At 68.7% G+C, this 25,038-nt stretch carries 24 protein-coding genes; 22 read left to right on the forward strand and 2 right to left on the reverse strand.

From position 1 onward, the window contains the following. Nucleotides 1-68: 68 nt before the first annotated feature. From LQZ85_RS12000 to LQZ85_RS12055, 12 genes are all read left to right on the forward strand, one after another. Complete coding sequence (locus LQZ85_RS12000) at nucleotides 69-1,412, forward strand: extracellular solute-binding protein (RefSeq protein WP_230100919.1); 1,344 nt, start codon at nucleotides 69-71, stop codon at nucleotides 1,410-1,412. Next, entirely contained in the window at nucleotides 1,409-2,410 is a 1,002-nt protein-coding gene (locus LQZ85_RS12005) for a sugar ABC transporter permease (protein ID WP_230100920.1), read from the forward strand. The genes LQZ85_RS12000 and LQZ85_RS12005 overlap by 4 nt, the downstream gene beginning before the upstream one ends. Then, entirely contained in the window at nucleotides 2,410-3,288 is an 879-nt protein-coding gene (locus tag LQZ85_RS12010) for a carbohydrate ABC transporter permease (protein ID WP_053098134.1), read from the forward strand. The genes LQZ85_RS12005 and LQZ85_RS12010 overlap by 1 nt, the downstream gene beginning before the upstream one ends. A gap of 45 nt (nucleotides 3,289-3,333) precedes the next feature. Next, nucleotides 3,334-5,013 (forward strand): glycoside hydrolase family 13 protein, encoded by a 1,680-nt coding sequence (locus LQZ85_RS12015; protein WP_230100921.1) that lies wholly within the window; start codon nucleotides 3,334-3,336, stop codon nucleotides 5,011-5,013. Between the two features lie 153 nt (nucleotides 5,014-5,166). Continuing rightward, nucleotides 5,167-6,162: a zinc ABC transporter substrate-binding protein gene (locus LQZ85_RS12020; protein ID WP_230100922.1), complete on the forward strand. Its 996-nt coding sequence runs from the start codon at nucleotides 5,167-5,169 to the stop codon at nucleotides 6,160-6,162. Continuing rightward, entirely contained in the window at nucleotides 6,159-7,013 is an 855-nt protein-coding gene (locus tag LQZ85_RS12025) for a metal ABC transporter ATP-binding protein (RefSeq protein WP_056275410.1), read from the forward strand. The genes LQZ85_RS12020 and LQZ85_RS12025 overlap by 4 nt, the downstream gene beginning before the upstream one ends. Before the next feature lie 5 nt (nucleotides 7,014-7,018). Then, entirely contained in the window at nucleotides 7,019-7,888 is an 870-nt protein-coding gene (locus LQZ85_RS12030) for a metal ABC transporter permease (protein ID WP_230100955.1), read from the forward strand. 44 nt (nucleotides 7,889-7,932) lie between these two features. Further along, the gene (locus LQZ85_RS12035; RefSeq protein WP_042540517.1) at nucleotides 7,933-8,349 is read left to right on the forward strand and encodes a transcriptional repressor; all 417 of its coding nucleotides are present in this window, start codon (nucleotides 7,933-7,935) and stop codon (nucleotides 8,347-8,349) included. Next, on the forward strand, nucleotides 8,346-9,380 hold the full coding sequence (locus tag LQZ85_RS12040; RefSeq protein ID WP_150115130.1) for a permease: 1,035 nt from the start codon (nucleotides 8,346-8,348) through the stop codon (nucleotides 9,378-9,380). The genes LQZ85_RS12035 and LQZ85_RS12040 overlap by 4 nt, the downstream gene beginning before the upstream one ends. Further along, nucleotides 9,373-10,164, forward strand: a complete 792-nt coding sequence (locus LQZ85_RS12045; protein WP_230100923.1) for a TIGR03943 family protein — start codon at nucleotides 9,373-9,375, stop codon at nucleotides 10,162-10,164. The genes LQZ85_RS12040 and LQZ85_RS12045 overlap by 8 nt, the downstream gene beginning before the upstream one ends. Next, nucleotides 10,154-12,013, forward strand: coding sequence for an Ig-like domain-containing protein (locus tag LQZ85_RS12050; RefSeq protein WP_230100924.1), 1,860 nt, complete (start codon nucleotides 10,154-10,156; stop codon nucleotides 12,011-12,013). Before LQZ85_RS12045 ends, LQZ85_RS12050 begins: the two co-directional genes overlap by 11 nt. 4 nt (nucleotides 12,014-12,017) lie before the next feature. After that, entirely contained in the window at nucleotides 12,018-12,746 is a 729-nt protein-coding gene (locus tag LQZ85_RS12055) for a DNA-3-methyladenine glycosylase (protein ID WP_072592098.1), read from the forward strand. Here LQZ85_RS12055 and LQZ85_RS12060 read toward each other — a convergent pair. Then, nucleotides 12,686-13,696: a LacI family DNA-binding transcriptional regulator gene (locus LQZ85_RS12060; protein WP_056275400.1), complete on the reverse strand. Its 1,011-nt coding sequence runs from the start codon at nucleotides 13,694-13,696 to the stop codon at nucleotides 12,686-12,688. The genes LQZ85_RS12055 and LQZ85_RS12060 overlap by 61 nt on opposite strands. A gap of 140 nt (nucleotides 13,697-13,836) precedes the next feature. Between LQZ85_RS12060 and LQZ85_RS12065 the strand changes: the two genes are divergently transcribed. The 9 genes from LQZ85_RS12065 to LQZ85_RS12105 all read left to right on the forward strand — a co-directional run bounded on the left by LQZ85_RS12065 (nucleotide 13,837) and on the right by LQZ85_RS12105 (nucleotide 23,269). Next, complete coding sequence (locus tag LQZ85_RS12065) at nucleotides 13,837-15,846, forward strand: beta-galactosidase (protein WP_230100925.1); 2,010 nt, start codon at nucleotides 13,837-13,839, stop codon at nucleotides 15,844-15,846. Then, nucleotides 15,843-16,772, forward strand: coding sequence for a sugar ABC transporter permease (locus LQZ85_RS12070; protein ID WP_053098126.1), 930 nt, complete (start codon nucleotides 15,843-15,845; stop codon nucleotides 16,770-16,772). Before LQZ85_RS12065 ends, LQZ85_RS12070 begins: the two co-directional genes overlap by 4 nt. Nucleotides 16,773-16,777: 5 nt before the next feature. Further along, nucleotides 16,778-17,674: a carbohydrate ABC transporter permease gene (locus LQZ85_RS12075; protein ID WP_053099297.1), complete on the forward strand. Its 897-nt coding sequence runs from the start codon at nucleotides 16,778-16,780 to the stop codon at nucleotides 17,672-17,674. A gap of 88 nt (nucleotides 17,675-17,762) precedes the next feature. Beyond that, the gene (locus LQZ85_RS12080) at nucleotides 17,763-19,097 is read left to right on the forward strand and encodes an extracellular solute-binding protein (protein ID WP_230100926.1); all 1,335 of its coding nucleotides are present in this window, start codon (nucleotides 17,763-17,765) and stop codon (nucleotides 19,095-19,097) included. A gap of 63 nt (nucleotides 19,098-19,160) precedes the next feature. Continuing rightward, nucleotides 19,161-21,281, forward strand: a complete 2,121-nt coding sequence (locus LQZ85_RS12085) for an alpha-galactosidase (protein ID WP_230100927.1) — start codon at nucleotides 19,161-19,163, stop codon at nucleotides 21,279-21,281. Nucleotides 21,282-21,441: 160 nt separating this feature from the next. After that, nucleotides 21,442-21,678 (forward strand): 50S ribosomal protein L28, encoded by a 237-nt coding sequence (rpmB, locus tag LQZ85_RS12090; RefSeq protein WP_042540533.1) that lies wholly within the window; start codon nucleotides 21,442-21,444, stop codon nucleotides 21,676-21,678. Further along, nucleotides 21,678-21,848: a 50S ribosomal protein L33 gene (gene rpmG / locus LQZ85_RS12095; RefSeq protein WP_017203558.1), complete on the forward strand. Its 171-nt coding sequence runs from the start codon at nucleotides 21,678-21,680 to the stop codon at nucleotides 21,846-21,848. Before rpmB ends, rpmG begins: the two co-directional genes overlap by 1 nt. A 3-nt stretch (nucleotides 21,849-21,851) precedes the next feature. After that, nucleotides 21,852-22,157: a 30S ribosomal protein S14 gene (gene rpsN, locus LQZ85_RS12100; protein ID WP_042540535.1), complete on the forward strand. Its 306-nt coding sequence runs from the start codon at nucleotides 21,852-21,854 to the stop codon at nucleotides 22,155-22,157. A gap of 287 nt (nucleotides 22,158-22,444) precedes the next feature. Further along, nucleotides 22,445-23,269 (forward strand): DUF559 domain-containing protein, encoded by an 825-nt coding sequence (locus LQZ85_RS12105; protein ID WP_056275388.1) that lies wholly within the window; start codon nucleotides 22,445-22,447, stop codon nucleotides 23,267-23,269. Between the two features lie 141 nt (nucleotides 23,270-23,410). Here the strand turns inward: LQZ85_RS12105 and LQZ85_RS12110 are convergent, their stop codons facing one another. Then, nucleotides 23,411-24,238 (reverse strand): alpha/beta fold hydrolase, encoded by an 828-nt coding sequence (locus LQZ85_RS12110; RefSeq protein WP_056275384.1) that lies wholly within the window; start codon nucleotides 24,236-24,238, stop codon nucleotides 23,411-23,413. Between the two features lie 125 nt (nucleotides 24,239-24,363). Here LQZ85_RS12110 and LQZ85_RS12115 point away from each other — a divergent pair, with 125 nt between their 5' ends. Beyond that, nucleotides 24,364-24,972 carry a TetR/AcrR family transcriptional regulator gene (locus LQZ85_RS12115; RefSeq protein ID WP_056277551.1) on the forward strand — a complete coding sequence of 203 codons (609 nt, stop codon included), beginning with the start codon at nucleotides 24,364-24,366 and terminating at the stop codon, nucleotides 24,970-24,972. Nucleotides 24,973-25,038: the final 66 nt, after the last annotated feature.

The raw sequence follows: 25,038 nt of genomic DNA on the forward strand, positions 1-25,038 counted from the left end.
GTACCGTTCATCGAAGTAAATTCGCTCACTAGATTTAGTCTGCGGATCTACAGGACGAAAGGACGACGGTGTCTGTGAAACCCCCACGCCCGGCGCAGCTGGTGGCCGGTGCGGCCGCGCTCGCCCTGGTCGGAGCGGCTCCGACCGGCTGCTCGACGGCCGGCGGAACCGAGACCATCCGCTTCACGTTCAGCAAACGCGAGGCGATCGAGTTCATGACAGAGCTCGTCGCCGAGTACAACTCCTCGCAGGACAAGGTGCGCGTCGAGATCGACACCTCGGGTGTCGACGTCGTGTCGGCGAGCTTCGTGCGCGGCAACCCGCCGGACATCATGCTGGCCAACTACAACTACGAGATCGCCCGGTTCGTGCAGCGCTGCGCGCTCACGGATCTCTCCGACACCGAGGCCGCCTCGACCATCCGCGACGACCTGCAGCCGCTCATGGAGCAGTACGGCTCGTGCGAGGGCCGCACGAGCGCGCTGCCGTACTCGGTGATGGGCGCGTCGGTCATCTACAACAAGCAGATCTTCGACGAGCAGGGCCTCGAGGTCCCGCAGACGTGGGACGAGCTGCTCGCCGTGTGCGATCAGCTGAAGCAGGCGGGGATCGACCCCTTCTACGCCACCTTCAAGGACGACTGGACCGTCGCGCAGGGCTGGTACGACTACACCGCCGGCGGCTCGGTCGACGTGATCGACTTCTTCGACACCCTCGCGGAGGAGGGCACCGAGGTCGGTCCCGACTCCGAGGTGTCGTTCGAGAAGGACTTCGCCGAGCCCATGGACCGCATGATGACCCTCGCGACCGAGTACACCAACGCGGATGCCGCGAGCCGCGGCTACGGCGACGGCAATCTCGCATTCGGCAAGGGCGAGGCGGCGATGTACCTGCAGGGGCCGTGGGCGTTCAGCGAGATCGAGAAGACGGCTCCCGACCTCGACCTCGGCACCTTCCCGCTGCCGATGACCGACGATCCCGCCGACCTCGGCGTGCGCGTCAACATGGACCTCGCCGCGATGATCCCCGAGGGGTCGCAGCACCAGGAGGCAGCAGGTGACTTCCTCGAGTACCTGTTCCAGCCCGAGAACATCGAGGCCTACAACGCGTCGCAGCTCGGGTTCACCCCGACGAAGGACGCACCGGCCCCGGACGACCCTCGGATCGAGGGAATGATCGAGTACTACGACAACGGCCAGATCTATCAGGGACCCTCGGTGCTCGTGCCCCGAACCCTGCCGGTCTTCAACTACGCGCAGGCGATGGTGCTGGGCGCGTCCCCGACCTCCACGTTGCGCACCATGGATGCCGACTGGGCGAGGATCGCGTTCCGCGCTCCCATCCCGTCGACCCAGGACAACGCCTCCGGTGAGGACTCAGCATCCGGCGAGACAGAGGAGTCCACGCCATGACGAACACCGCTCTGCCCAACCCGGCAGCCCCCAACCCCTCGTCGTCGAGGCCGACCGCGGGCACGATCACGAAGCCCAACACCCCCACGACCGACACCACGGCGATCATCACGGGAGGCACCCGCAAGCTCGGTCGCCGCACCCGCAAGGTCGAGCCGATCTACTACCTGTTCCTGCTGCCGACGCTGGTCATCTTCACGCTCGCGATCACCGTACCCGGCATCATGGGCATCTTCTTCAGCTTCACCGACTCGATCGGCATCGGCGAGTGGAGCTTCAACGGGCTGACCAACTACATCGCGATGTTCAGCGACCCGGCCATCCTGCAGAGCTACCTGTTCACGTTCGGTTTCTCGATCGCCACGGTGATCGTCGTCAACGTGATCGCGTTCCTGCTGGCGGTCGGGCTGACCTCCCGCATCCGGTTCAAGACGGGGCTGCGCACGATCTTCGTGATCCCCATGGTGATCTCGGGCATCATCATCGCCTACGTCTTCAACTTCCTGTTCTCGAACTCGATCCCTGCCGCGGGCGCCGCCACCGGCATCCCGTGGCTCTCGACCAGTCTGCTCGCGAATCCCGATCTCGCGTGGGTGGCTATCGTCATCGTCACCGCGTGGCAGGCGGTTCCGGGCACACTGCTCATCTACATCGCCGGCCTGCTCTCGGTGCCGGGCGAGGTCTACGAGGCAGCCAGCATCGACGGAGCGAACAAGAGGCAGCAGCTCTTCCGCATCACGCTTCCACTCGTCGCGGGGTACGTGGTGATCAACGTCATCCTGGGCTTCAAGGGCTTCCTCAACGCCTACGACATCATCGTCGGCCTCACCAACGGCGGTCCCGGCACCGCCACCCGCAGCGTCGCGATGACGATCATCGCGGGCTTCAACGGCGGCGACTACGCCTACCAGATGGCCAACGCGACGATCTTCTTCATCGTCGCCGTGCTCATCTCCCTGCTGCAGCTCTCGCTGACCCGCGGAAGGAACGCACTCTGATGTCGACGCAGACACTCACCACCATCCCCACCTCGGGCAAGAAGCCGCGCGTCCGCATGGAGCGCGTCAACTGGTCGGGCACGATCATCCTGATCCTGTGTGCCGTCACCGTGCTGCTGCCGCTGTACGTCACGATCTCGATGGCGTTCAAGACCACGGGTCAGGCGGTCGACGGCAACGCGTTCTCGCTGCCGGCGCCCTTCAGCATCGACGGGTTCGTCGAGGCCTGGAATCTCACGAAGTTCCCGGTCGGCGCGGGGATCTCGCTGCTGGTCACGGCCGGCACCGTGATCGCGACGATCGTGCTCGCGGCCTTCGCGTCGTACGCGATCGTCCGCAACTGGGACCACCGCCTGTTCCGCTGGTCGTTCTTCTATCTGCTCGCCGCGATGTTCATCCCGTTCCCCGTGGTGGCGCTGCCGCAGATCCAGCTGACCGGCTGGGTGGGACTCGACAACCCGTTCGGCGTGATCATCCTCGCGACGATGTTCCAGCTGAGCTTCAGCGTGCTGCTGTTCACCGCGTTCCTGCGGTCGATCCCGATCGAGCTCGAAGAGAGCGCCCGCATCGACGGCGCCACCACCTGGCAGACGTTCTGGCAGCTGATCTTCCCGCTGCTGGCGCCGATGAGCGCGACGGTCGGCATCTTCGCCTTCCTCTACGCCTGGAACGACTTCATGATGCCGTCGCTGATCATCTCCGATCCCGCGCTGCAGACGCTGCCGGTGCGGCAGAACCTCTTCCAGACCCAGTTCAGCAACAACTACAACGTGTCGTTCGCCTCGTACCTCATGGCGATGGCCCCGGCGATCCTGGCCTACCTGTTCACGCAGCGCTTCGTCATGGAGGGCGTCACACAGGGCGCCGTCAAGGGCTGACACGTCGCACACCCCAGACCGCAACACGAAGGAGCAACACCCCTCATGACCGATGCGCTTCTCACCGAGACCCGCGACGACACGACGGCCGCATGGTGGCGCCAGGCCGCCGTCTACCAGATCTACCCCCGCAGCTTCGCCGATGCGAACGGCGACGGCCTCGGTGACATCCCTGGCATCGTCTCGCGGGCCGACTACCTGCGCGACCTCGGCATCGACGCCGTGTGGCTCAGCCCGTTCTATCCGTCGGCCCTGGCAGACGGGGGCTACGACGTGGCCGACTACCGCGACGTCGATCCGCGCCTGGGCACGCTCGACGACTTCGACGACATGGTCGCGGCGCTGCACGAGCGCGGCATCCGCGTCGTGGTCGACATCGTGCCGAACCATTCGTCCGACCTGCACGAGTGGTTCCAGGAGGCGCTCGCCGCGGGCCGCGGCTCGGCGGCCCGCGAGCGGTACATCTTCCGCGAGGGATCCGGTCCCGACGGCGCGGAGCCGCCGACCGACTGGACCGCCGCGTTCGGCGGATCGGCGTGGGAGCGGGTCGATGACGGCCAGTGGTACCTGCACAGCTTCGCCCCCGAGCAGCCCGACTTCAACTGGGACCACCCGGAGGTGCGCGAGGACTTCCTGACGACGCTGCGCTTCTGGTCGGACCGCGGGGTCGACGGCTTCCGCATCGATGTCGCCCACATGCTGACGAAGGATCTGACCGAGCCGCTGCCCAGCACCGCCGATCTCGAGTTGCTCCCGCACGACGGCAACCATCCGCTGCACGACCGCGACGACGTGCACGAGGTCTACGCCGAGTGGCGCCGGGTCTTCAACGAGTACGACCCGCCCCGCACCGCCGTGGCCGAAGCCTGGGTCAGCACTCCCGAGCGCCGCGCACGGTATGCCTCGGCCGAGGGGCTCGGGCAGGCATTCAACTTCGACCTGCTGGTCGCCGACTTCGACGCGACGCAGTTCCGCACGATCATCACCGACAACCTCGCGCAGTCCGAGGCCGCCGGGTCGTCGACGACGTGGGTGCTGTCGAACCATGACGTCACCCGCCACGCGACGCGCTACGGTCTCGCGCCGCTCGAGGGGCGCACCGGAGTGAAGCAAGGGGTCGAGTGGGTCGCGGCCGGCGGGCCGGAGGATCAGCTCGATCGCGAGGCGGGTCTTCGCCGAGCGCACGCTGCGACGCTGCTGCTGCTCGGGCTCCCCGGCAGCACCTACCTGTATCAGGGCGAGGAGCTCGGCCTCCACGAGGTCGCCGACGTCGCGCCCGAGCAGCGTCAGGACCCGGCGTTCTTCCGTGGTGCCGTCTTCGACGGACTGGGACGGGACGGATGCCGCGTGCCGCTGCCCTGGACCGCATCCGGACCGTCGTTCGGCTTCGGATCCGCCGAGGCGCACCTGCCGCAGCCCGCGTGGTTCGCCGAGTCCGCGGTCGATGTCGAGGCCGCCGATCCGTCGTCGACGCTCTTGCTCTACCGGGAGGCGCTGCGGCTGCGGCACGAGCTGCAGACCGAGGAGAGCCTGGAGTGGATCGAGACCGGCCGGCCCGATGTGCTGCGCTTCGCTCGCCCGAACGGCTGGCAGATCGTGACGAACTTCGGCACCGAGCCGTTCGACCTCGGAGCGGATGCCGCCGATGTCGTCCTCGGCACGGTGGTCGACGGGGCGGTCCCGGCGGACTCGACCGTGTGGATCGCGCCGGGTCTCCTCGGCTGAGCCGGTTTGATTGCAGGACGAAAGCACGGATGCAGGGCGAGAACACGGTTTCTCGTCCTGCATCCGTGCGACGGCCCTGCAATCGATCGTGAAGCGTGCCACCCCAGCCCACCGATTTGATAATGGTTCTCATTAGCGATTAGAGTGGGGGACATGAAGAAGCCGTTCGTCGCCCTCGCCCTCGCATCCGTCGCCGCACTCTCGCTGGCCGGATGCTCGACCACCCCCGCTGCGGGAGAGGGCGGCGACGGCGGAGCGGTGACGGTCGTCGCGAGCACCAATGTCTACGGTTCGCTCGCCGAGCAGATCGGCGGTGACCGCGTCGACGTGACCTCGATCATCACCTCGGCCACGCAGGACCCGCACTCGTACGAGGCCTCGGCCCGTGACCGCCTGACGGTGCAGAAGGCCGACCTCGTGATCGAGAACGGCGGCGGCTACGACGGCTTCATCGACACCCTGCTGCAGGATGCCCAGGACCCGCACATCGTCACCGCCGTCGAGTTCTCGCACGATTTCCCGGGCAACGAGGGTCACTCCGATGAGGAGGGCGCGACCGAGGAAGAGCACGATCACGACCACGCCGAGGGTGAAGAGGGGCATGAGGGCCACAATCACATCGAAGGCTTCAACGAGCACGTCTGGTTCGACCCGCACACGATGATCCACGTGGTCGAGGCGATCGCCGATGAGCTTGCCGCGATCGACCCCGACGGCGAGGCGGAGTTCACCGCCAACGCCGAGGACATCGTCGCCGACCTCGAGGGCTTCGAAGTCGACCTCGAGACCCTCAAGACGGATGCCGCCGGCGCCGATGTGATCATCACCGAGCCGCTGCCCGGCTACATCGCCACCGCCGCCGGACTCACCGATGTGACCCCCGAGGGATTCGCGGAGTCGGTCGAGGAGGGCAGCGATGTCGCCCCCGCGACCCTGCTCGAGACCCTGAACGTCGTCGCCAGCGGCGACGTGGCAGCCGTGCTCACCAATGCGCAGACCGGCGGGGCCGAGACGCAGCGCGTCGAGGATGCCGCGACCGCCGCCGGCATCCCTCTCGTCGCGTTCACGGAGCTGCTGCCCGAAGGATCGTCGTACTCTGAGTGGATGAGTGACGCGATCCAGAGCCTCGCCGACGCGCTCCAGTCGTGAGCGCCGCCGCCGACGCGCGGGCAGGAGCCGAGAAGTCGAACCCCGTGCTCGAGGTGCGGGGAGCCGCCCTCCAGCGCGGTGATCGGGAACTGTGGTCGGGCCTCGACCTGACCGTCGAGCCCGGGGAGTTCATCGCCGTGCTCGGACCGTCGGGTTCGGGCAAGACCACGCTGCTGCGCAGCATCCTGGGCCTGCAGCCGCTGTCGGCCGGCGAGATCTCGGTCGCCGGCGGGCCGGTGCGCAAGGGCAACCCGCGCATCGGATACATCCCGCAGCAGCGCTCGCTGGCTCCCGACACGAGCATGCGAGCCCGCGACCTCGTGGCGCTCGGTGTGCAGGGCAGCCGCTTCGGCTTCCCGATCCCGCACCGCGGCGACAAGGCCAAGGTCGATCAGCTGCTCGCCTCGGTCGGAGCCGCGCACTACGCCGACCGCCGGGTCGGCCTCCTGTCGGGCGGTGAGCAGCAGCGACTGCGCGTCGGTCAGGCGCTTGCCGACGAACCCGCCCTGCTGCTGTGCGACGAGCCGCTGTCGAACCTCGATCTCGCGAACCAGGTCGCGATCACCGACATCATCGATCGCCAGCGTCGCGATCGCCGCGCCGCCGTGCTGTTCGTCACCCACGACATCAACCCGATCCTCGGCCGCGTCGATCGCATCCTGTACATCGCCGGCGGTCGCTTCGTGCTCGGCACCCCCGAAGAGGTGCTGCAGACCCGCGTGCTCACCGAGCTCTACGGCACCCCGGTGTTCGTGCTGCGCGCCGGCGACCGACTCGTCGTCGTCGGGGTGCCGGATGCCGAGCCCCACCACCTGCACGACCACGACCACGACCACGGAGGTGCCGCTTGAACGTCATCACCGGCATCGTGCCTGCGGTCGACTGGAGTGACGTGTTCTCGTTCCAGGACTACGGCGAGCTCGTCGCCCTGCTCGCGAACTCGATCATCGCGGGTGCGGTGCTCGGCATCGTCGGCGGACTGATCGGCGTCTTCGTGATGCAGCGCGACCTCGCGTTCGCGGTGCACGGCGTCAGCGAGCTCTCGTTCGCGGGTGCCGCCGCAGCGCTGCTCTTCGGGGGCAGCGTGGTCGTCGGATCCCTCGGCGGTGCGCTCGTGGCGGCGATCCTGATCGGCGTCCTGGGGGCCAAGGCCCGAGATCGCAATTCGATCGTCGGGGTGCTCATGCCGTTCGGCCTCGGCCTCGGCATCCTCTTCCTGTCGCTCTACGACGGGCGCAGCGCCAACCGCTTCAGTCTGCTGACCGGACAGATCGTCTCGGTTTCGAGCCCCGACCTCGGGTGGCTGCTCGGCATCAGCATCGTCGTGCTGCTCGGGCTGCTGCTCATGTGGAACCCGCTGCGCTTCGACTCGCTCGACCCCGAGTCGGCCGCGGCCCGCGGTGTGCCGACCCGCGCGGTGAGCCTGCTCTTCATGGTGCTGCTGGGTCTGATCGTCGCGGTCAGCGTGCACATCATCGGCGCCCTGCTCGTGATGGCGCTGCTCGTGACTCCCGCGGCGGCCGCCATGCGCGTCTCGGCAGGGCCGGTCGCGGTGCCTCTGCTCGCGGCGCTCTTCGGGTTCGTGTCGGCCGTCGGCGGCATCCTGCTCGCCCTCGCGGGCACGCTGCCGGTGAGTCCGTACATCACGACCCTGTCGTTCACGATCTACGTCGTGTGCTGGATCATCCAGCGCGCCCGAGGCGGCGTGCGCCGCGTGCGGGCCTGACGTTCCCAGGGCCCGGCAAGGGCGGCGCGCCTAGAATCGTGGGTATGGCTCAGCGGAACACCTGGCAGCGCGATCGCGTGCGCGAAGCCCTCGCCGACGCGCGAGGATTCGTCAGCGCGCAGAATCTGCATGCCTCGCTCCGCGACGACAACACCGGCATCGGCCTCGCCACGGTCTATCGGGCCCTGGCCGGACTCGCCGCAGCCGGCGACGCCGACTCGCTGCAGAGCCCCGAAGGCGAGGCGCTCTACCGCGCCTGCACGACGCAGGGCCACCACCACCACCTGATCTGTCGCAACTGCGGACTCACGGTCGAGATCGAGGCGACCGACGTCGAGCAGTGGGCGCACCGCACCGCGGCCCTCCACGGCTTCACGGATGCCGCGCACGTGGTCGACATCTTCGGGCTGTGCGCCTCCTGCACCAACAAGCGGGACGCCGAAGAGGCAGCGAACGCGTGACCACCCAGGCCGCTCCACGGACGGTGCACTCGCACCGGCCCTCCCGATCGCCGCGCTCGCCGTGGATCGGGGTCGGCCTCGGCGCCGCGATCGTGCTCGCGCTCTTCCTGATCGACCGGTTCCTTCCGTCGCTCTTCACCGCCAGCCTGCCCAGCAGGGCTCAGGACGGACTGACCCTCGCCCTGAGCGTGCTCATCGAGGCGCTGCCGTTCGTGATCCTCGGCGTGCTGCTGTCGATCGTCGTCCAGGTGTGGCTGCCCGCCGACGTCATCCACCGCTGGCTGCCGAAGCGCGCATGGGCCCGGCGTGCGGTGCTGTCGCTGCTCGGCATGCTCATCCCGGTGTGCGAGTGCGGCAACGTGCCCTTCGCCCGCGGTCTCATGATGCGCGGGCTCGCACCGGCCGAGGCGCTGACGTTCCTGATCGCCGCCCCGATCGTGAACCCGATCGTGATCCTGACCACGCACGCGGCATTCGGCTTCGATGACGGCATCCTGGTGGCCCGTCTCATCGGCGGATACCTGATCGCCAACCTCATCGGCTGGATCTACAGCCGCCACCCCTCGCCCGACTCGCTGCTCACCCAGCGGTTCATCGACACCTGCGACCGCGTCACGCACGAGCACGGCACACCGGTGCGCCGCAGCCTCACGCAGTTCCTCGTCGAGCTGCGCGCCGTGATGCCCGCGCTCGTGATCGGATCGGCGCTCGCCGGAGCGGTGCAGGTGCTGATCCCGCGCGAGGTGCTGCTGGCGATCGGCTCGAACCCGGTGCTGTCCATCCTGGCGATGATGGCCCTCGCGATGACCGTCGCGATCTGCTCGAACGTCGACGCCTTCTTCGCCCTGTCGTTCGCCTCCACCTTCTCGTCGGGCGCGCTCGTGGCGTTCCTGCTCGTCGGCCCGCTCGTCGACGTGAAGATGCTCGCTCTCATGCGCACGACCTTCACCACCCGCACCCTCGTCGGGATCGTCGGCGTGGTGCTGTTCGCCGCCTTCGCGATCGGGATCGGGGTGAACGTCCTTGTCTGATCACGCGCACCCCACGCAGGCCCGCTCGCGCGCCCGTGCCCTGGGCGCCCGCTGGCTCGGCATCGGTCTCGCCACGGTGATCTCGGTCGTCACGCTCGGACTCGGCCTGACCGGTCGCCTGAATCTCTACATCAGCCCCGAGTCGGTGTGGTTCGCCTGCGCCGCGGCCGTCGTGACTCTTGCCGGAGCGATCTGGTCGTGCACCCTGCCGCTCGGCGAAGAAGGCGACCACGGACACGATCACGGGCACGGCACGGATGCGGATGCCGAGCCGTCGCCTCGCCGCAGCCTCGCCCTCGTGGGCACGGTCACCGGAGGTGTCGTCGCCTCGGGTGTCGTCATCGCAGCACTCGTGCTGCCGCCCGCATCGCTGTCGGTCGAGCTGGCGATGTCGCGGGTCGGAGAGCAGACCGCGCTGTTCGCCGGGGCCGACGATGTGACCCTCGGGGTCGCCGACACCGCGACCTTCGGGGTGGGCGACTGGGCGAGCGTGTTCGCGACGGCGACCAACACCGCCGCCTACGACGGCAAGACGGTCACGCTGACCGGCTTCGTCACCCCCACGGATGCCGACGGCGTCAACCTCACGCGCCTCGTCATCACGCACTGCGTGATCGACGCGCAGCCGGCGACGCTACCGGTGACGATCGATGCGGGAGAGTTCGACACCGGCCAGTGGGTCGAGGTCGAGGGCACGGTCAAGGCGGATGCCGACGGCTCGCTGCACGTCGAGCCCACCACCGTCACCGCGATCGACGAGCCTCAGGACCCGTATGAGTACTGACGACGAGCGCCCCGACCTCCCGGCGGTGCCGCGCACGCGCGCCGAGCTGCGCGCCGCCCGCGAGGCGGAAGCGGACGCTGCTGCCGCGGATTCCCCGTCGCCGTCGGTGAGCGACGCCGGCGCAGCCGAACCCACCGCCCAATCGCCGGACGAGGGCGGCGGGGCAGAGCGAGACGGAACCTCTCCTGCGACCGACACGCCTGTCGTCTCGCCTGCGGCTCGCGGGGCTCGCGGGGCCGGCGGCGAACGGCCGACGCGTTCGACCTTCGTCCCGCCTGATGCGGAGTCCACGACGTCGTTCGCGGCTCACTCCACGACCGACTACGCGCCCCCGGCGCCGGTGCAGCCGAAGGCCGAGAAGAAGCCGAAGGCCGAGAAGAAGCCCAAGCCGGCGAAGGCCGCCAAGCCCGCAAAGGCCGCCAGGCCCGAGAAGCCCGCCAAGCCGGAGAAGCCGGCGAAGCCCGAGAAGTCCGGCGCCCCGAGCGACCGCCGGTTCCTGCTGGCGCTCGGCGCTGTGCTCGGCATCCTCGTGCTGGTGGGGGCGGGACTCGGCGTCGTCAGCCTCACCCAGGGACCCCGCATCACCGAGGTGCAGGTCGACCCGACCGAGGCCATCGAGACCTCCGGCAGCCGGGTCATCCTCACCGCGAACCAGTCCCTCGCCGCGATCGACGAATCGCAGGTGACGGTCGATCCCGCCGTGCCCTTCACCCTCGACGCCGCGGGCCGCGGCATCGGCATCCGCTTCACCGTGCCGCTCGACGATGACACCGAGTACACGGTGAAGGTCGCCGATGCGGTCGGCGCCGGAGGCGGCCCGAGCGCCACGCTGTCGACGAGCTTCTCGACTCCGGCATCCCACATCTTCCTGCTGCGCCGAGACCCCGACGGGAACGACCAGATCTTCCGCACCGACCTGTCGGGTGAGAAGGCGCAGCCCGTGTTCGCGGCCGACAAGATCAACGACTTCCGCGCGACGTCGTCGCAGCTCGTGGTCTCGGTCGAGGAGGACGAGGGCTCGAAGCTGCTCGTGATGGACCGCGACGGGACGGACCAGCGCGAGCTCGAGCTGCCCGGTGTCGGATACGTCGGGGCGATCCAGGTCTCCGACCGCGGGGGTCTGGTCGGCTACAGCTACTCCGACAAGGAGCTCAGCGATACGGAGGGGCGCGCCAGCGTGCTCGTCACCCAATCGCTGAGCGGCGACGACGAACCGGTGGTGACAGAGGTCGGGGGCAAGGAGGCGAACATCTTCGTCTGGCAGTTCGTGCCGGACAGCTCCGCCGTGCTCTTCATCGACTTCGACGGTGCGCTCTCGCTGGTCGACCGCTCGACCGATGCGGGAGTGCAGTCCCTCGGACTCGCGACGACCATCCAGGGCATCTCGCGGGGCACGTACACGGCGATCGTCGAGCGACTCGACGGCACGGTGGTCGAGCTGAACCTCGCTGACGGGTCGGAGGTACCGCTCGAAGCATCGACTCCCGACTACGGCACCGCGATCACGATCACGCCGTACCCCGGCGGCACGCTGCGCCACGTGGTGTCGCGCGACGAGAACGGTCTGCCCGTCGGTCAGGCGGTCATCCGGGTCAACGACGAGGGCGCGGCGACACCGCTCGTCGAGGTCGATTCGACCGACTCGATCCTGCAGGCCTGCGCGTCGCCCAGCGGTCAGTACGCCGCGGTCGTCATAGCGCCGGAGCTGGCCGACAACCCCTACGACCAGATGCTGCTGCCGCTGCCCGAGAACCTCGAGACGCACCTGCTCGACCTGCGCACGGGTGACGAGATCGTGGCGCTCACCGGCTTCGACGCCTCGTGGTGCCAGACGGCCCCCCAGTTCTGAGCCCATGCCGACGGATGCCCTGCACCGAGCGACCCGCGCCGAGCTGAGCGGGCTGCCGGTCGAGGTCGCTCCGCTGCTGCTCGGCGGCGAGCTGCGCACCGTCGTGGCCGGCTCCGAGGTGCGACTCCGACTCACCGAGGTCGAGGCCTATCACGGGCAGGGCACGGGACCGGCGGCCGACCCCGGGTCGCACGCGCGAATGGGGCGCACCGCACGCAACGCGACGATGTGGGGCGAGCCGGGGCACCTGTACGTCTATCTGAGTCACGGCATCCACTCGTGCGTGAACGTCGTCTCGGGCCCCGAGGGTCAGGCGGGCGGGATCCTGCTGCGTGCGGGCGAGGTGGTGCACGGGGCGGATGCCGTCGCGGTGCGCCGCCGTGCGACGCCCCCTCTGACGGCGACTGCGCTGCGCGACCTCGCGCGGGGGCCCGGTCGATTCGGCCAGTCGGCGGGCCTGCGGCATCCGATCCACGACGGCATCGACGCGATCACCGGAGCGGACTTCGCGGGCGCCCGCGCCGAGCTGTGGCTGCGTGACGAACCGGTGACCGATGTGGCGACCGGGCCGAGGGTCGGTGTGGCCGGCATCGCCGGGACCGCGGCATTCCCCTGGCGCTTCTGGATCTCCGGCGACCCGACGGTCTCGCCGTTCCGCTGGGGGAGGGGCGCTCAGGCCGAGTCTCTCCACACCACGGGCGTCGGCAGCATGATCCCTTCGCGCGGACGCTGATCGTCGCGCAGCTGCGCGAGGACGGATGCCGCGGCCGCGGCCCCGAGACCTTCGGCAGGCTGGTCGACGGTCGAGAGCAGCGGGGTGGTGCGCGTCGCCCACGTGCTGTTGTCGAAGCCGACCACGCCGACGTCATCCGGCACACGCCGTCCCGCTTCGCGCAGCGCCCACATCGCTCCGGCGGCCACCGCGTCGGACGCGGCGAAGACTCCGTCGATGTCGGGTGCTCGGTCGAGCAGTCGCCTCATGGCGGCGGCTCCGTCGGCGTAGGAGTACAGCGGCACCTCTTCGACGAGGTCCGGATCGAAGTCGTCGCCGAGAGCGTCGGTGAATCCGGCGAGTCGATCGGTGCCCGAGTCGCGGTCGAGGGCGGCGGCGATCATGCCGACCCTCGTGCGACCGGTCGCCAGCAGACGTGAGGTGACGGCCTGCGCGGCGCCGCGGTTGTCGACGCCGACCCAGGCGGCATCGACGTCGGGTGGGTGGCCGACGTAGGCGACAGGCAGGTCGAGTCGCATCACGGCCTTGGTGATCGGATCCTGCGCTCGGGCCGAGACGATCACAGCGCCGTCGACGAACCCGCCGTTGAGGTATCGCGCGACGCGTTCGGTGTCTCGCACCGAGTCGACCACGAGGCAGACCATCTGGTAGTCCGCCTCGGAGAGAGTCTCGTTCGTGCCGAGCATGATCGCGCCGATGTTGGGGTCTTCGAGGAACAGCGCGTGCGGCTCGTGCACGATGAACGCGATGGCCTGGGTGCGCTGTCGCACGAGGTTCTGGGCGGCGGTGTTCGGCACGTAGCCGACCTCGCGGATCGCCTCTTCGATCGCGGTGCGCGCGGCGTCCGACACGTAGCCGCCGTTGATCACGCGGCTGACGGTTCCCCTGGAGACTCCGGCGACGCGCGCGACATCGTGCACGGTGCTGCGACGACGGGCCGAAGTGCTCATGATCGACAGCCTAGCGACCCGGACTTGACGGGATTCGCCACGACATGCGACGATGTGTGCACGTTCACAGAAATCCCGATCACTGTTTCGACGCAGCGAACTGTGCACGTGCACACATGATCCGCAAAGGAGCGTCACCGATGGCCGCCGCTGTGTCCGACCGCATCGCCACCCTCTCCGCAGGGCGCGGCCTCGTCTTCGGATGCGACTACAACCCGGAGCAGTGGGACCGCAGCGTCTGGCCCGACGACGTGCGGCTCATGCAGCAGGCCGGCGTGGGTCTCGTGGCGATCAACATCTTCGGCTGGTCGTCGATCAACCCCGCCAGGGGAGTGTGGGACTTCGCGGCGCTCGACGAGATCATCGCGCTGCTGCACGCCGCGGACATCCGCATCAACCTCGGCACCGGCACGGCCTCGCCCGCACCGTGGCTCACCGCGCAGCATCCCGAGATCCTGCCGGTCGGCGAAGACGGGACCGTCTTCCAGCAGGGCGGTCGTCAGGGGTACTGCCCGAGCTCGCCCCTCTTCCGCGCGTACGCCGCCGAGGTCGTCACCCGTGTCGTCGAACGCTACGGCGACCACCCGGCCGTCGCGCTCTGGCACGTGTCGAACGAGCTGGGCTGCCACAACGCGCTCTGCTACTGCGACACGAGCGCCGAGGCCTTCCGTGGCTGGCTGCGCGAGCGGTACGCCGACATCGACGCGCTGAACCGCGCGTGGGGCACGACATTCTGGAGCCAGCGCTACAGCGACTTCGACGACGTGCGGGTGCCCGCTCAGGCCCTCTCGCTGCGCAACCCGGGGCAGATCCTCGACTTCCAGCGCTTCAGTTCCGACGAGCAGCTCGCGCTCTACCGCGCCGAAGCGGCGATCCTGCGCGAGCGGAGCGACGTGCCGGTGACGACCAACTTCATGGTCACCGCGCACATCCGCAACCTCGACTACTGGTCGTGGGCGGGCGAGATGGATCTGATCGCCAACGACCACTACCTCGACCGTCGCCTCGACGACGCGCGAGGCGAGCTCTCGTTCGCCGCCGACCTCACCCGCGGCCTCGCCCAGGGTGCGCCGTGGCTGCTCATGGAGACCTCGACCGGCGCAGTGAACTGGCAGCCCTACAACCTCGCCAAGGCTCCCGGTGAGCTGCAGCGCAACATCGCCGCCCACATCGCGCGCGGCGCCGACGGCATCTGCTTCTTCCAGTGGCGGGCGTCGACCCAGGGCGCCGAGAAGTACCACACGGCACTCGTGCCGCACGCGGGCGAGGACTCCGACCAGTGGCGCGAGGTCGTCGCGCTCGGCGGACTCCTCGATCGCCTGGGCGAGGTCGCCGGGACGCGCGTCGTCGCCGACGCCGCACTGTTCTTCTCCTGGGAGAGCTGGTGGGCCGCCGAGAACGAGGGCCGTCCGAGCGAGGCGCTGACCTACCTCGGCCAGGTGCATGCCGCGCATGCCGCGCTGGCGGATGCCGGCATCACGACAGACGTCGTGCGCCCCGGCGCAGACCTCGACGGCCACCGCCTGCTGATCGTCCCCGCGCTGCACCTCATCGGCGATGCGGATGCCGCGGCGATCGCCCGCGCGGTCGAGAACGGCGCGACAGCACTGATCACCTTCTTCAGCGGCATCGTTGATGAAGAAGACAGAGTGCGCACCGGCGGCTATCCCGGCGCGTTCCGCGACCTGCTCGGCATCCGCTCGGAGGAGTTCACGCCCCTGCGTCCCGACGAGACCGTCACCCTGACCGACGGCACGACCGCGACAGTGTGGAGCGAGCGCCTGAAGGCCACGGATGCCGAGGTCATCGCGTCGTTCGTCGACGGCCCCGCCGCCGGACGCCCCGCGATCACGCGGCGCGCGACGGGAGCGGGCGAGGCCTGGTTCCTCGGCACCCAGCCCGCTCGCGAGGACTACCGCGCACTGATCGCACGGCTCGCCGCATCCGCGGGTGTCGCGCCCGTCCCCGGCGCCGGACCCGACGTCGAGATCGTGCGCCGCACCGGCGATGCCGGCTCGTTCCTGTTCGTCATCAACCACGGATCCACGGATGCCGAGGTCGCGGCCGCAGGTCACGACCTCGTCACCGACGCCCGCGCCACCGGCCTGGTGCCGGCCGGTGCGGTCCGCATCATCAAGGAGGATGTATGACCACCACGCTCGCCGCTCCGGCGGTCGCCTCAGCGCCGAAGGCGCCGGGCCGCCGCCGACGGATCCCGCACAAGGGCGCCATCGCGTTCCTCATCGTGCCCTTCGGCGTGCTGTTCGCGCTGTTCTACGTCGTCCCCATCGCCTACGCGTTCTGGCAGTCCCTGCTCGTGGTCGAGCGCGACGGCACCTTCGGCAAGGCCGAGCAGGTGTTCGGCGGCTTCACGCAGTACGTGCTCGTCTTCCAGAACGAGGCCTTCTGGGCATCGATGGGGCGGATGCTGACCTTCGGCGTCGTGCAGGTGCCGGTCATGCTCGGCCTGGCCCTGCTGTTCGCGCTGCTGCTGGACTCGCCGCTCGTCCGCGGCAAGCGCTTCTTCCGCCTCGCGTTCTTCGTGCCGTATGCGGTGCCCGGTGTCATCGCCGCGATCATGTGGGGCTCGCTGTTCTCGCCGAACCTCTCGCCGTTCACCGCGATCACCAAGAACATCGACTTCCTCGGGGCAGACCTCGTGCTGTGGTCGATCGCGAACGTCGTGACGTGGGTCTACGTCGGCTACAACATGCTGATCATCTACTCGGCGCTGCTCTCGATCCCGCAGGAGCTCTACGAGGCGGCCATCCTCGACGGCGCCGGACAGTGGCGCATCGCCTGGTCGATCAAGATCCCGCTGGTGCGCCCGGCGATCGTGATGACCGCGATCTTCTCGATCATCGGCACGCTGCAGCTGCTCGCCGAACCGCAGGTCTTCCGTTCGTTCAGTTCGGCGGTCACGAGCACGTTCACCCCGAACATGACCGTCTACGCCACGGCATCCATCCCGAACACCAACCTCGCGGCCGCCTTCTCGGTCGTGCTGGCCGTGACGACGTTCGTGCTGTCGTTCGGATTCATGAAGTACATGCAGCGCAAGGAGCAGAACGCATGAGCACCATGACGATCGTCGCCCCCGGTCGGGGCTCGCGCGCACAGGCCCCGCGCGGAAAGGGTGCTCGCGAATCGGGCATCTCCCGCACCGGCGCCATGCTGATCATGGCCGTGTTCACGGTCTACTTCCTGCTGCCGCTGTGGTGGCTGCTCGTCGCGTCGAGCAAGGAGACCGGCGACATCCTGACCACCGCCCCGCTGTGGTTCGCCGACTTCCACCTGCTCGACAACATCGCCGAGCTGTTCGCCTACCGCGACGGCGTCTACCTGCGCTGGCTGCTGAACTCGGTGCTCTACGCCGCGCTCGGCGGCGCCATCGCGACCCTGCTCGCCGCCATGGCCGGCTACGCCCTCGCGAAGTACCGGTTCCCGGGCCGCGACCTGATGTTCGACATCGTGCTCGGCGGAGTGCTGGTTCCGGCCACGGCCCTCGCGCTGCCGCTGTTCCTCATCTTCAGCCAGGCGCAGCTGACCAACACGTTCTGGTCGGTGTTCCTGCCGTCGATCGTGAGTCCGTTCGGCGTCTACCTGGCGCGGATCTTCGCGGCCTCCTCCGTTCCCGACGAACTGCTCGAGGCGAGTCGGCTCGACGGCGCGGGGGAGATCCGCACGTTCTTCACGGTCAGCATCCGACTGATGACGCCCGCGCTGGTGACGATGTTCCTCTTCCAGTTCGTCGCCATCTGGAACAACTTCTTCCTGCCGATGATCATGCTGCGATCCGAAGACCTCTTCCCGGTCGTCTTCGGTCTCTACAACTGGAACAACCAGCTGAACCAGCTGCCGGAACTCCGTGGTCTCGTGCTGATCGGCGCTCTGCTGTCGGTCATCCCGCTGATCGTCACCTTCCTCCTGCTCCAGCGCTTCTGGCGCAACGGACTGGGCGCCGGCGCCCTGAAGTGAGCAGGCGGCCGCCCGGACCGACCGGACGGCCCGCACCACCGCACCATCCCTATCGCACCACCCCCATCGCATCCACGAAAGGATCGAAATGCAGCATTCGAAGATGAAGGCAGCCGCTGTCATCGCCATCTCGGCACTCGCGCTCGCCGGTTGCTCGGCGTCCGGCGGAGACAGCTCCGGCACCGGCGGCGACGCCGCCGCCGCGTGCACCCCGGCGGACGGCGACGTCACGCTCGAGTTCACCTCCTGGATCCCCGGCATCGAAGACGTCGTCGAGATCTGGAACGAGGCCAACCCCGAGATCCAGGTCGACGTGCAGACCGGCCCGAACGGCAACGGCGGCACGTACCAGAACTTCTTCAACCAGATCAAGGCCGGCGATGCGCCCGACCTCGGTCAGATCGAGTACGACGCGCTGCCGAACTTCCTCGTGCAGGACGGCCTCGAAGACCTCAGCGGCTGTGAGGACGTCGTCGCCGCGGAGGACCAGTTCGTCGACTGGGCCTGGGGACAGGTCACCCTCGGCACCGAGGGCGTCTACGGCGTTCCGCAGGACACCGGCCCCATGGCGCTGTTCTACCGCGCCGACCTCTTCGAGCAGAACGGCATCGCGATCCCCACCACGTGGGACGAGTACCGCGAGGCGGCCGTGAAGATCCGTGACCTCGGCGGATACATCACCAACTTCTCGCAGTCGGACATCAACCAGTTCGCCGGCTTCGCCTGGCAGGACGGCGCTCAGTGGTTCTCGAGCGACGACGAGGGCTGGACGGTGTCGCTGGCCGACGACGCGACCACCACGGTCGCCGACTTCTGGCAGAGCATGCTCGACGACGACCTCGTCGCCACGGTTCCCGCCTGGACCGACGAGTGGAACAACGCCTACAACTCCGGTCAGGTCTGGACCTGGAACTCCGCCGTCTGGGGCGCCAACTCGATCTCCAGCGGAGCCCCCGACACCGCCGGCTCCTGGGCTGTCGCACCGCTGCCGCAGTGGGAGGCCGGCGGCACCGCGGCCGGCAACTGGGGCGGGTCGTCGACCGCTGTCCTCAAGGGCAGCGAGCACGTCTACGAGGCGACGAAGTTCGCGCTGTGGCTCAACACGTCGGATGAGGCGCTGACCGCGCTCGCCGAGGCCGCCAACCTCTACCCGGCCACGACAGCCGGTCTCGAGCTGCCGGTCTACGCCGAGGGCGTCGAGTTCTACGGCGGACAGAAGATCTACGACGTCTTCGCCGACGCAGCCACCCAGGTCTCCCCCGACTTCGCGTGGGGCCCGACCATGACCCAGACCTACTCGGACGTGTCCGACGGCTTCAAGGCCGCGGTCTCGGGCAACGGCACTCTGCTCGACGCGATCGAGAAGGGCCAGACGGCGACCATCGACGCGCTCAAGGCCGCATCGATCCCCGTCACGGAGTAACACCTCTCGGAGGCCCGCCCGTATGCTCACGGGCGGGCCTCCCCCTTTTCGTCTGGAGCGGCAATGAGCGAACTCGTCCACCTGACCTCGGCCGGCGTCAGCGTCGTCATCGACACGACGAGTGCGCGGCTGCTGCACTGGGGCGCGGCGCTCGACACCGCCGACCTCGACGCACTCGCGGTGTCGTCGACCGGAGCTGTGACGTTCAGCTCGTTCGACGCCTCGCGCACCTTCCCGCTGCTGGCCGTCGAAGCCGACGGATGGTCCGGCGCCCCGGCGCTCGCCTGGCACCGCGGCGGGCTGCACAGCGCTCCGCTGCTGCGCTCGACCGGGTGGAAGGCGACGGAGTCATCGCTGCGCGGGGAGTTCGCGGATCCCGCGGCCGGCGCATCCGTCGTCCTCGATCTCGAGCTGGATGCCGTCGGCGTGCTCACCGCCCAGGTGTCGGTGACGAGCACGGCGGATGCTGCCGAGCCGCTCGACCTGCTCGCCGCGCGCATCCTGCTGCCGATCCCCGCACATGCGACCGAGGTGCTCGATCACACCGGACGCTGGACGGGCGAGCGGCGACCACAGCGAGGCGCCCTGCGCCACGGAGCGCACCTGCGTCAGGTGCGCCGCGGTCGCGGTGGCCACGACGCCCCGTACCTGACCGCGATCGGCACCGACGGGTTCGGCTTCCGCCGAGGGGAACTGTGGACCGCGCACGTCGCGTGGAGCGGGGACCTCGAAGTCGGCGTCGAGAGGCTCCCCGAGGGCGCCGGCGTTCACGGGGCGGTGCTCGGCGGGGGAGAACTGCTGCTGCCCGGCGAGATCCGGCTCGGCGCGGGGGAGACCTACGTCTCGCCGCAGGTGTTCCTCGCCTACGGCGAGAGCGGGCTCGACTCCGTGTCGGCCCGCCTGCATCAGACCGTCCGCGCGTTCTCCGCACACCCCACGACGCCGCGCCCTCTCGTGCTCAACACCTGGGAGGCCGTGTACTTCGACCACGACCCCGCGAAGATCATCGAGCTGGCCGAGGCTGCGGCATCCGTCGGCGTCGAGCGGTTCGTGCTCGACGACGGATGGTTCCGCGGACGGCCCGACGACCGATCAGGACTCGGCGACTGGTTCATCGACGACGCCAAGTGGCCGGAGGGGCTGCGGCCGCTCGCCGATCAGGTGCACGGTCTCGGGATGCAGTTCGGTCTCTGGTTCGAGCCCGAGATGGTGAACCCGGTCTCCGACCTCGCCGCGCAGCATCCGGACTGGGTGCTGCAGGCCGCGCCCGACGCGCCCACCTGGCGGCATCAGAAGGTGCTCGACCTGGCGAACCCGGATGCCGCGGCCCACCTGCTGGAGCGCATCGACGCCCTGGTCTCCGAGATCGGCATCGACTTCATCAAGTGGGACCACAACCGCGACCTGCACGCCGCGGTGTCGCCGCACACCGGCCGCGCGTCCGTGCACGCTCAGACGGCCGCCTTCTACGCCCTGCTCGACGCGCTGCGCGAGCGGCATCCCTCTCTCGAGATCGAGTCGTGCGCGAGCGGCGGAGCCCGCGTCGACCTCGGGGTGCTCCAGCGCACCCAGCGCGTCTGGGGCTCGGACTCGAACGATCCGATCGAACGGCAGCAGATCCAGCGCTGGACAGGCACTCTCGTGCCCCCGGAGGTCGTGGGGTCTCACGTCGGTCCGCCGGTCGCCGAGACGACGCATCGCGCGGCATCCCTGCCGTTCCGCATGGCCACCGCGCTGTTCGGGCACGCCGGCATCGAGTGGGACATCACGCGGTGCACGGATGACGAGCGGGAGGCGCTGACCCGCTGGACGGCGCTCTATCGCGAGCTGCGGCCGCTGCTGCACTCCGGGGTCACCGTGCGCAGCGACGAGGTCGACGACGAGACGCTGCTGCACGGCGTCGTCACGGTCGACGGCTCCCGCGGTGTGTTCGCGTGGGTGCGGCAGGGTGCGTCGGTCGACGCGTTCACGCCGCGCACCCGCATCCCCGGACTGCAGCCCGGCGGGCGCTACCGGCTGCGGGTGCGGGACGAGCTGGGCACCGCGACGCGGCACCAGGTCTCGGATCCCGCCTGGCTGGATGCCGGGATCGAGGCGACCGGCGCGTTCTTCGAGACGGTCGGGGTGCCCCTGCCCCTGCTCGCGCCGGGGGCGGCGCTGCTGCTCGAGGTCGTCCGGGTCTGACTCGGGGTCGTGCTAAACTGACTCTTTGTCTGCGCACACTCCTGTGCGTAGTTCGCGTGCTTCCCGTTCTTCGGCCGAGAGATCGGCGATGCGGGGTGGCGCGCAGACAAGGGATCTTGGGTGAGACCGTCCGGTCTCACGGTATAGAAGGAGTCACATCATGGCAGCAGTGTGCCAGGTGACAGGAGCTGTTCCCGGCTTCGGTCACAACGTCTCGCACTCGCACCGCCGGACGAAGCGTCGCTTCGACCCGAACGTGCAGAAGAAGACCTATTTCGTCGCTTCGCTCGGTCGTAAGATCACGCTCAACGTGTCCGCCAAGGGCATCAAGGTGATCGACGTCCGCGGCATCGAGAACGTGGTCAAGGACCTCCAGGCGAAGGGTGTGAAGCTCTAATGGCCAAGAAGGCTCAGGACGTACGTCCGATCATCAAGCTGCGCTCCACGGCAGGTACGGGCTACACGTACGTGACCAAGAAGAACCGCCGCAACACCCCCGACCGCCTCGTGCTCAAAAAGTACGACCCGGTCATCCGTCAGCACGTCGAATTCCGAGAGGAGCGTTGATCAATGGCTAAGAAGAGCAAGATCGCTCGCAACGAGCAGCGCAAGGTCATCGTCGAGCGTTACGCAGAGCGTCGCGCCGAGCTGAAGAAGACCCTGGTCGACCCGAACGCCACCGACGAGGCCCGCGAGGCCGCACGCGTCGGCCTGCAGAAGCTGCCGCGCAACGCGTCGCCGGCTCGCGTGCGTTCGCGCGACGTCATCGACGGCCGCCCCCGCGGTGTCCTCACGAAGTTCGGCGTCTCGCGCGTCCGCTTCCGTGACATGGCACACCGTGGCGAGCTGCCCGGTGTCACCAAGTCCAGCTGGTAAGTCTCAGCAGACAAGCCGAAAGGGGCGAGGATCTTCGGATCCTCGCCCCTTTCGCTATGCCCGGGCCTGTGTCCCGGCATCCGCATCCCGGCATCCGCGACTCGTGTTGCGGCGCTCGCTGCGAAGGGGATCTCTCGCTGAGAAGGGGATGCTGCGCCATTCGCTCCTTCACTGCATGAGATCTCCTTCGCAGCAGTCGCTCTGCACCGAGGGGCCGAGTTCACGGTTCTCTACAGGGGCCGGGTGCGCGGCCTCCTCGGAAGCCGACCACGGGGGAGTATCGCCTGATGGATGCGGTCACCGAGCTCGAACGTCAGGGTGGGGTCGCGCGCGTCGAGCGACTTCGGTCACTCGGGGTGAGCGCTCACACACTGCGCCGTGCGAAGGAGCTCGGTGCGGTGAGATCGATCCGTCGAGGATGGATTGCGCTGCCCGACGCCGACCCGATCGTCGTGGGCGCCGCGACTCGCGGGGTCGTCATCACCTGCGTCACCGCAGCCGAGCGCATGGGGTTGTGGGTGCCGAACGCATCGTCCGTCCACGTGGCTGCCCGCCCGAATGCCGCCCGCGTGCGGGTGCCGTCGCAGGTCGTCGTCCACTGGTCGCGCCCGGTGGTTCAGCGCGACCCCGACTCCACCGTCGACGGGCTCGTCAACACCCTCGTCGTGGTGGCGCGCTGCCAGCCGAGAGAGACCGCCCTGGTGATCTGGGAGTCGGCTCTGAACAAGGGGCTCGTCGACGAGCGTGTGCTGTCGCGATTCGAGCTGCCGCCCGCCGCCCGGGAGCTGCTCGAATCCGCCAGGCCCTTCTCGGACTCGGGTCTCGAGACGATCTTCGTGTCGAGGCTGCGGTGGTTGGGTCTTGCGATGGTGCAGCAGGCGTGGCTGCACGGATACCGTGTCGACCTCCTGATCGGCGAGCGCCTGGTGATTCAGATCGACGGAGCGACACACGTCGGAGCACAGCGGACGGCTGACATCGAGCATGACGCACAGCTCATGCTCCGTGGCTATCACGTGCTGCGGTTCGGGTACGAGCAGATCATGGCTCGCTGGCCAGAAGTGCAGGCGATCATCATGGATGCGGTCGCTCAGGGCAGGCATCTCGGCTGATGTCCTCGCTTGCAGAGAAGGAGATCTCACCCAGCGAAGGACCGAATGCGTCATCCAGTCCTTCGCTGCGCGAGATCTCCTTCGCACATCGAGGCGCTCTCCGTATCGCGGATGCGCTCCGAGGCGCCGCAGCGCCCCGCATCAGGCGACGGATGCTGTCGCGTGCTCCACCGCCCAGGTGAGCGCGTAGTCGGCGATCTCCTCCCAGCCGTCCTGGCTGACGAGACGGTGGGTGCGGCCCGCATACTCCTTGTACTCGACGATGGCGGTGCTGCCGGACGAGTGATACTTCTTCACGATCGCGCGTCCGATGGCCGGGGGCACGACGTGGTCGATCTCGCCGGTGATGACGAGCAGCGGGGCGCGGTCGGCGCGTGCGTAGTCGACGTGGGTGACTCCGCCCTTCTCGTTGAGCACCGAGGTCACGCCCTCGAAGAAGACCTTGTTGTAGGAGTTCACGGCGTACTCCTCCCAGAGGGCGTCGGATGCTGCGCGGGGGAGGTCGTTGCCGAACGTGAAGTGGAAGTGGCGCTTCGACAGCGGCTTGGCTCCGTTGATGCCGAAGGGGTTGGAGAGGATCGGCGTTCCGGTCCACAGGGTCGAGAGGGGCAGTGCGGTGACGCCGGCGGTCTGTCCCGGGGCCACGCCCACGTAGACGGCGCCGAGGCCGCGGTCGGCGAGCATCTGGGTAAGCACGCCGCCGAACGAGTGGCCCATGATGATCGGCTTGACCGGAAGCGCACGGATGATGCGCTCGTAGTTGTCGGCGATCTGCTTCAGGCCGATCCCCTTGAGGGCCGACGGGTCGCGGCGGATGTCCTCGACGGAGCGGTCGTCGATCCCGGGCCATCCCGGGATGATCACCTCGTGGCCCTGCGCGCGGAACCGCTCGGCCCACGTGTCCCAGCTCTTCGGCGTCATCCAGAGTCCGTGGATCAGGACGATCGGGGTCTTGTCCGTGCTGTTCATCGTTTCTTCTCCTGTGTCTGCCCCGCCCGGTGCGAGTGCGTTACGCTGATAGTAGACCGAACGTTCTATCTAGCACAACCTATTCCCGAAAACCCGAATCGGATGACACGATGAGAGGGATCATCATGAAGACCACGACTCCCACCTCCGCTCCGACGACGGCTCCGAAGCGGCCCAGCGCAGCCCGCACCCGGCTGATCGACACTGCCACCAGGCTCTTCTACGAAGAGGGGATCCATGCGGTCGGCGTCGACCGCATCATCGATGAGGCCGCGGTCACCAGGGCGACGCTCTACAACCAGTTCGGCGGCAAGGAGAACCTCGTCCTCGCGTACCTGCGCAACGAAGACGAGATGCTCCGCGCGATGTTCGCCGACGCGGGCGAGGCGGTGACGGATCCTGCGCAGCTGGTCGACGCCGTGATCGACGGCATCGCCGCCGACATCCGCCTCCGGCACACGCGTGGCTGCCCGTTCATCAACGCGGCAGCGGAGTATCCGGATGCCGACGGTGCCGTCCGTCTGCTGATCGACGAGCACCGGGAGTGGTTCCGCTCGACGCTCCAGGCCGTCGCCGAGCAGGCCGGCCTCGAGAGCCCCGTCGATGTCGCGGCGTCCCTCGTGCTGCTGCGCGACGCCGCGCTCGTCGGCGGGTACCTCGACGGAGACGAGCGGGTCACGCCGGCGTTCGAGCGCACCGCACGCTCGGTGGTCGCCGCCCACCGCCCGCTCTGACGCGGCGACGGCGACGGCGACGGGGCGGCGGGTCGATGGCGGCCAGCTGGCGGCTGACTGGCGGCT

The organism is Microbacterium sp. Bi98, assembly GCF_918698045.1.
Classification (GTDB): Bacteria; Actinomycetota; Actinomycetes; order Actinomycetales; family Microbacteriaceae; genus Microbacterium.

What these genes read in the sequence shown, in the direction of transcription:
- LQZ85_RS12005 (WP_230100920.1), top strand. Translation starts at nt 1,409, where the DNA reads ATGACGAACACCGCTCTGCCCAACCCGGCAGCCCCCAACCCCTCGTCG.
- LQZ85_RS12010 (WP_053098134.1), top strand. Translation starts at nt 2,410, where the DNA reads ATGTCGACGCAGACACTCACCACCATCCCCACCTCGGGCAAGAAGCCG.
- LQZ85_RS12015 (WP_230100921.1), top strand. Translation starts at nt 3,334, where the DNA reads ATGACCGATGCGCTTCTCACCGAGACCCGCGACGACACGACGGCCGCA.
- LQZ85_RS12020 (WP_230100922.1), top strand. Translation starts at nt 5,167, where the DNA reads ATGAAGAAGCCGTTCGTCGCCCTCGCCCTCGCATCCGTCGCCGCACTC.
- LQZ85_RS12035 (WP_042540517.1), top strand. Translation starts at nt 7,933, where the DNA reads ATGGCTCAGCGGAACACCTGGCAGCGCGATCGCGTGCGCGAAGCCCTC.
- LQZ85_RS12050 (WP_230100924.1), top strand. Translation starts at nt 10,154, where the DNA reads ATGAGTACTGACGACGAGCGCCCCGACCTCCCGGCGGTGCCGCGCACG.
- LQZ85_RS12055 (WP_072592098.1), top strand. Translation starts at nt 12,018, where the DNA reads ATGCCGACGGATGCCCTGCACCGAGCGACCCGCGCCGAGCTGAGCGGG.
- LQZ85_RS12060 (WP_056275400.1), bottom strand. Translation starts at nt 13,696, where the DNA reads ATGAGCACTTCGGCCCGTCGTCGCAGCACCGTGCACGATGTCGCGCGC.
- LQZ85_RS12065 (WP_230100925.1), top strand. Translation starts at nt 13,837, where the DNA reads ATGGCCGCCGCTGTGTCCGACCGCATCGCCACCCTCTCCGCAGGGCGC.
- LQZ85_RS12070 (WP_053098126.1), top strand. Translation starts at nt 15,843, where the DNA reads ATGACCACCACGCTCGCCGCTCCGGCGGTCGCCTCAGCGCCGAAGGCG.
- LQZ85_RS12075 (WP_053099297.1), top strand. Translation starts at nt 16,778, where the DNA reads ATGACGATCGTCGCCCCCGGTCGGGGCTCGCGCGCACAGGCCCCGCGC.
- LQZ85_RS12080 (WP_230100926.1), top strand. Translation starts at nt 17,763, where the DNA reads ATGCAGCATTCGAAGATGAAGGCAGCCGCTGTCATCGCCATCTCGGCA.
- LQZ85_RS12085 (WP_230100927.1), top strand. Translation starts at nt 19,161, where the DNA reads ATGAGCGAACTCGTCCACCTGACCTCGGCCGGCGTCAGCGTCGTCATC.
- rpmB (WP_042540533.1), top strand. Translation starts at nt 21,442, where the DNA reads ATGGCAGCAGTGTGCCAGGTGACAGGAGCTGTTCCCGGCTTCGGTCAC.
- rpmG (WP_017203558.1), top strand. Translation starts at nt 21,678, where the DNA reads ATGGCCAAGAAGGCTCAGGACGTACGTCCGATCATCAAGCTGCGCTCC.
- rpsN (WP_042540535.1), top strand. Translation starts at nt 21,852, where the DNA reads ATGGCTAAGAAGAGCAAGATCGCTCGCAACGAGCAGCGCAAGGTCATC.
- LQZ85_RS12105 (WP_056275388.1), top strand. Translation starts at nt 22,445, where the DNA reads ATGGATGCGGTCACCGAGCTCGAACGTCAGGGTGGGGTCGCGCGCGTC.
- LQZ85_RS12110 (WP_056275384.1), bottom strand. Translation starts at nt 24,238, where the DNA reads ATGAACAGCACGGACAAGACCCCGATCGTCCTGATCCACGGACTCTGG.
- LQZ85_RS12115 (WP_056277551.1), top strand. Translation starts at nt 24,364, where the DNA reads ATGAAGACCACGACTCCCACCTCCGCTCCGACGACGGCTCCGAAGCGG.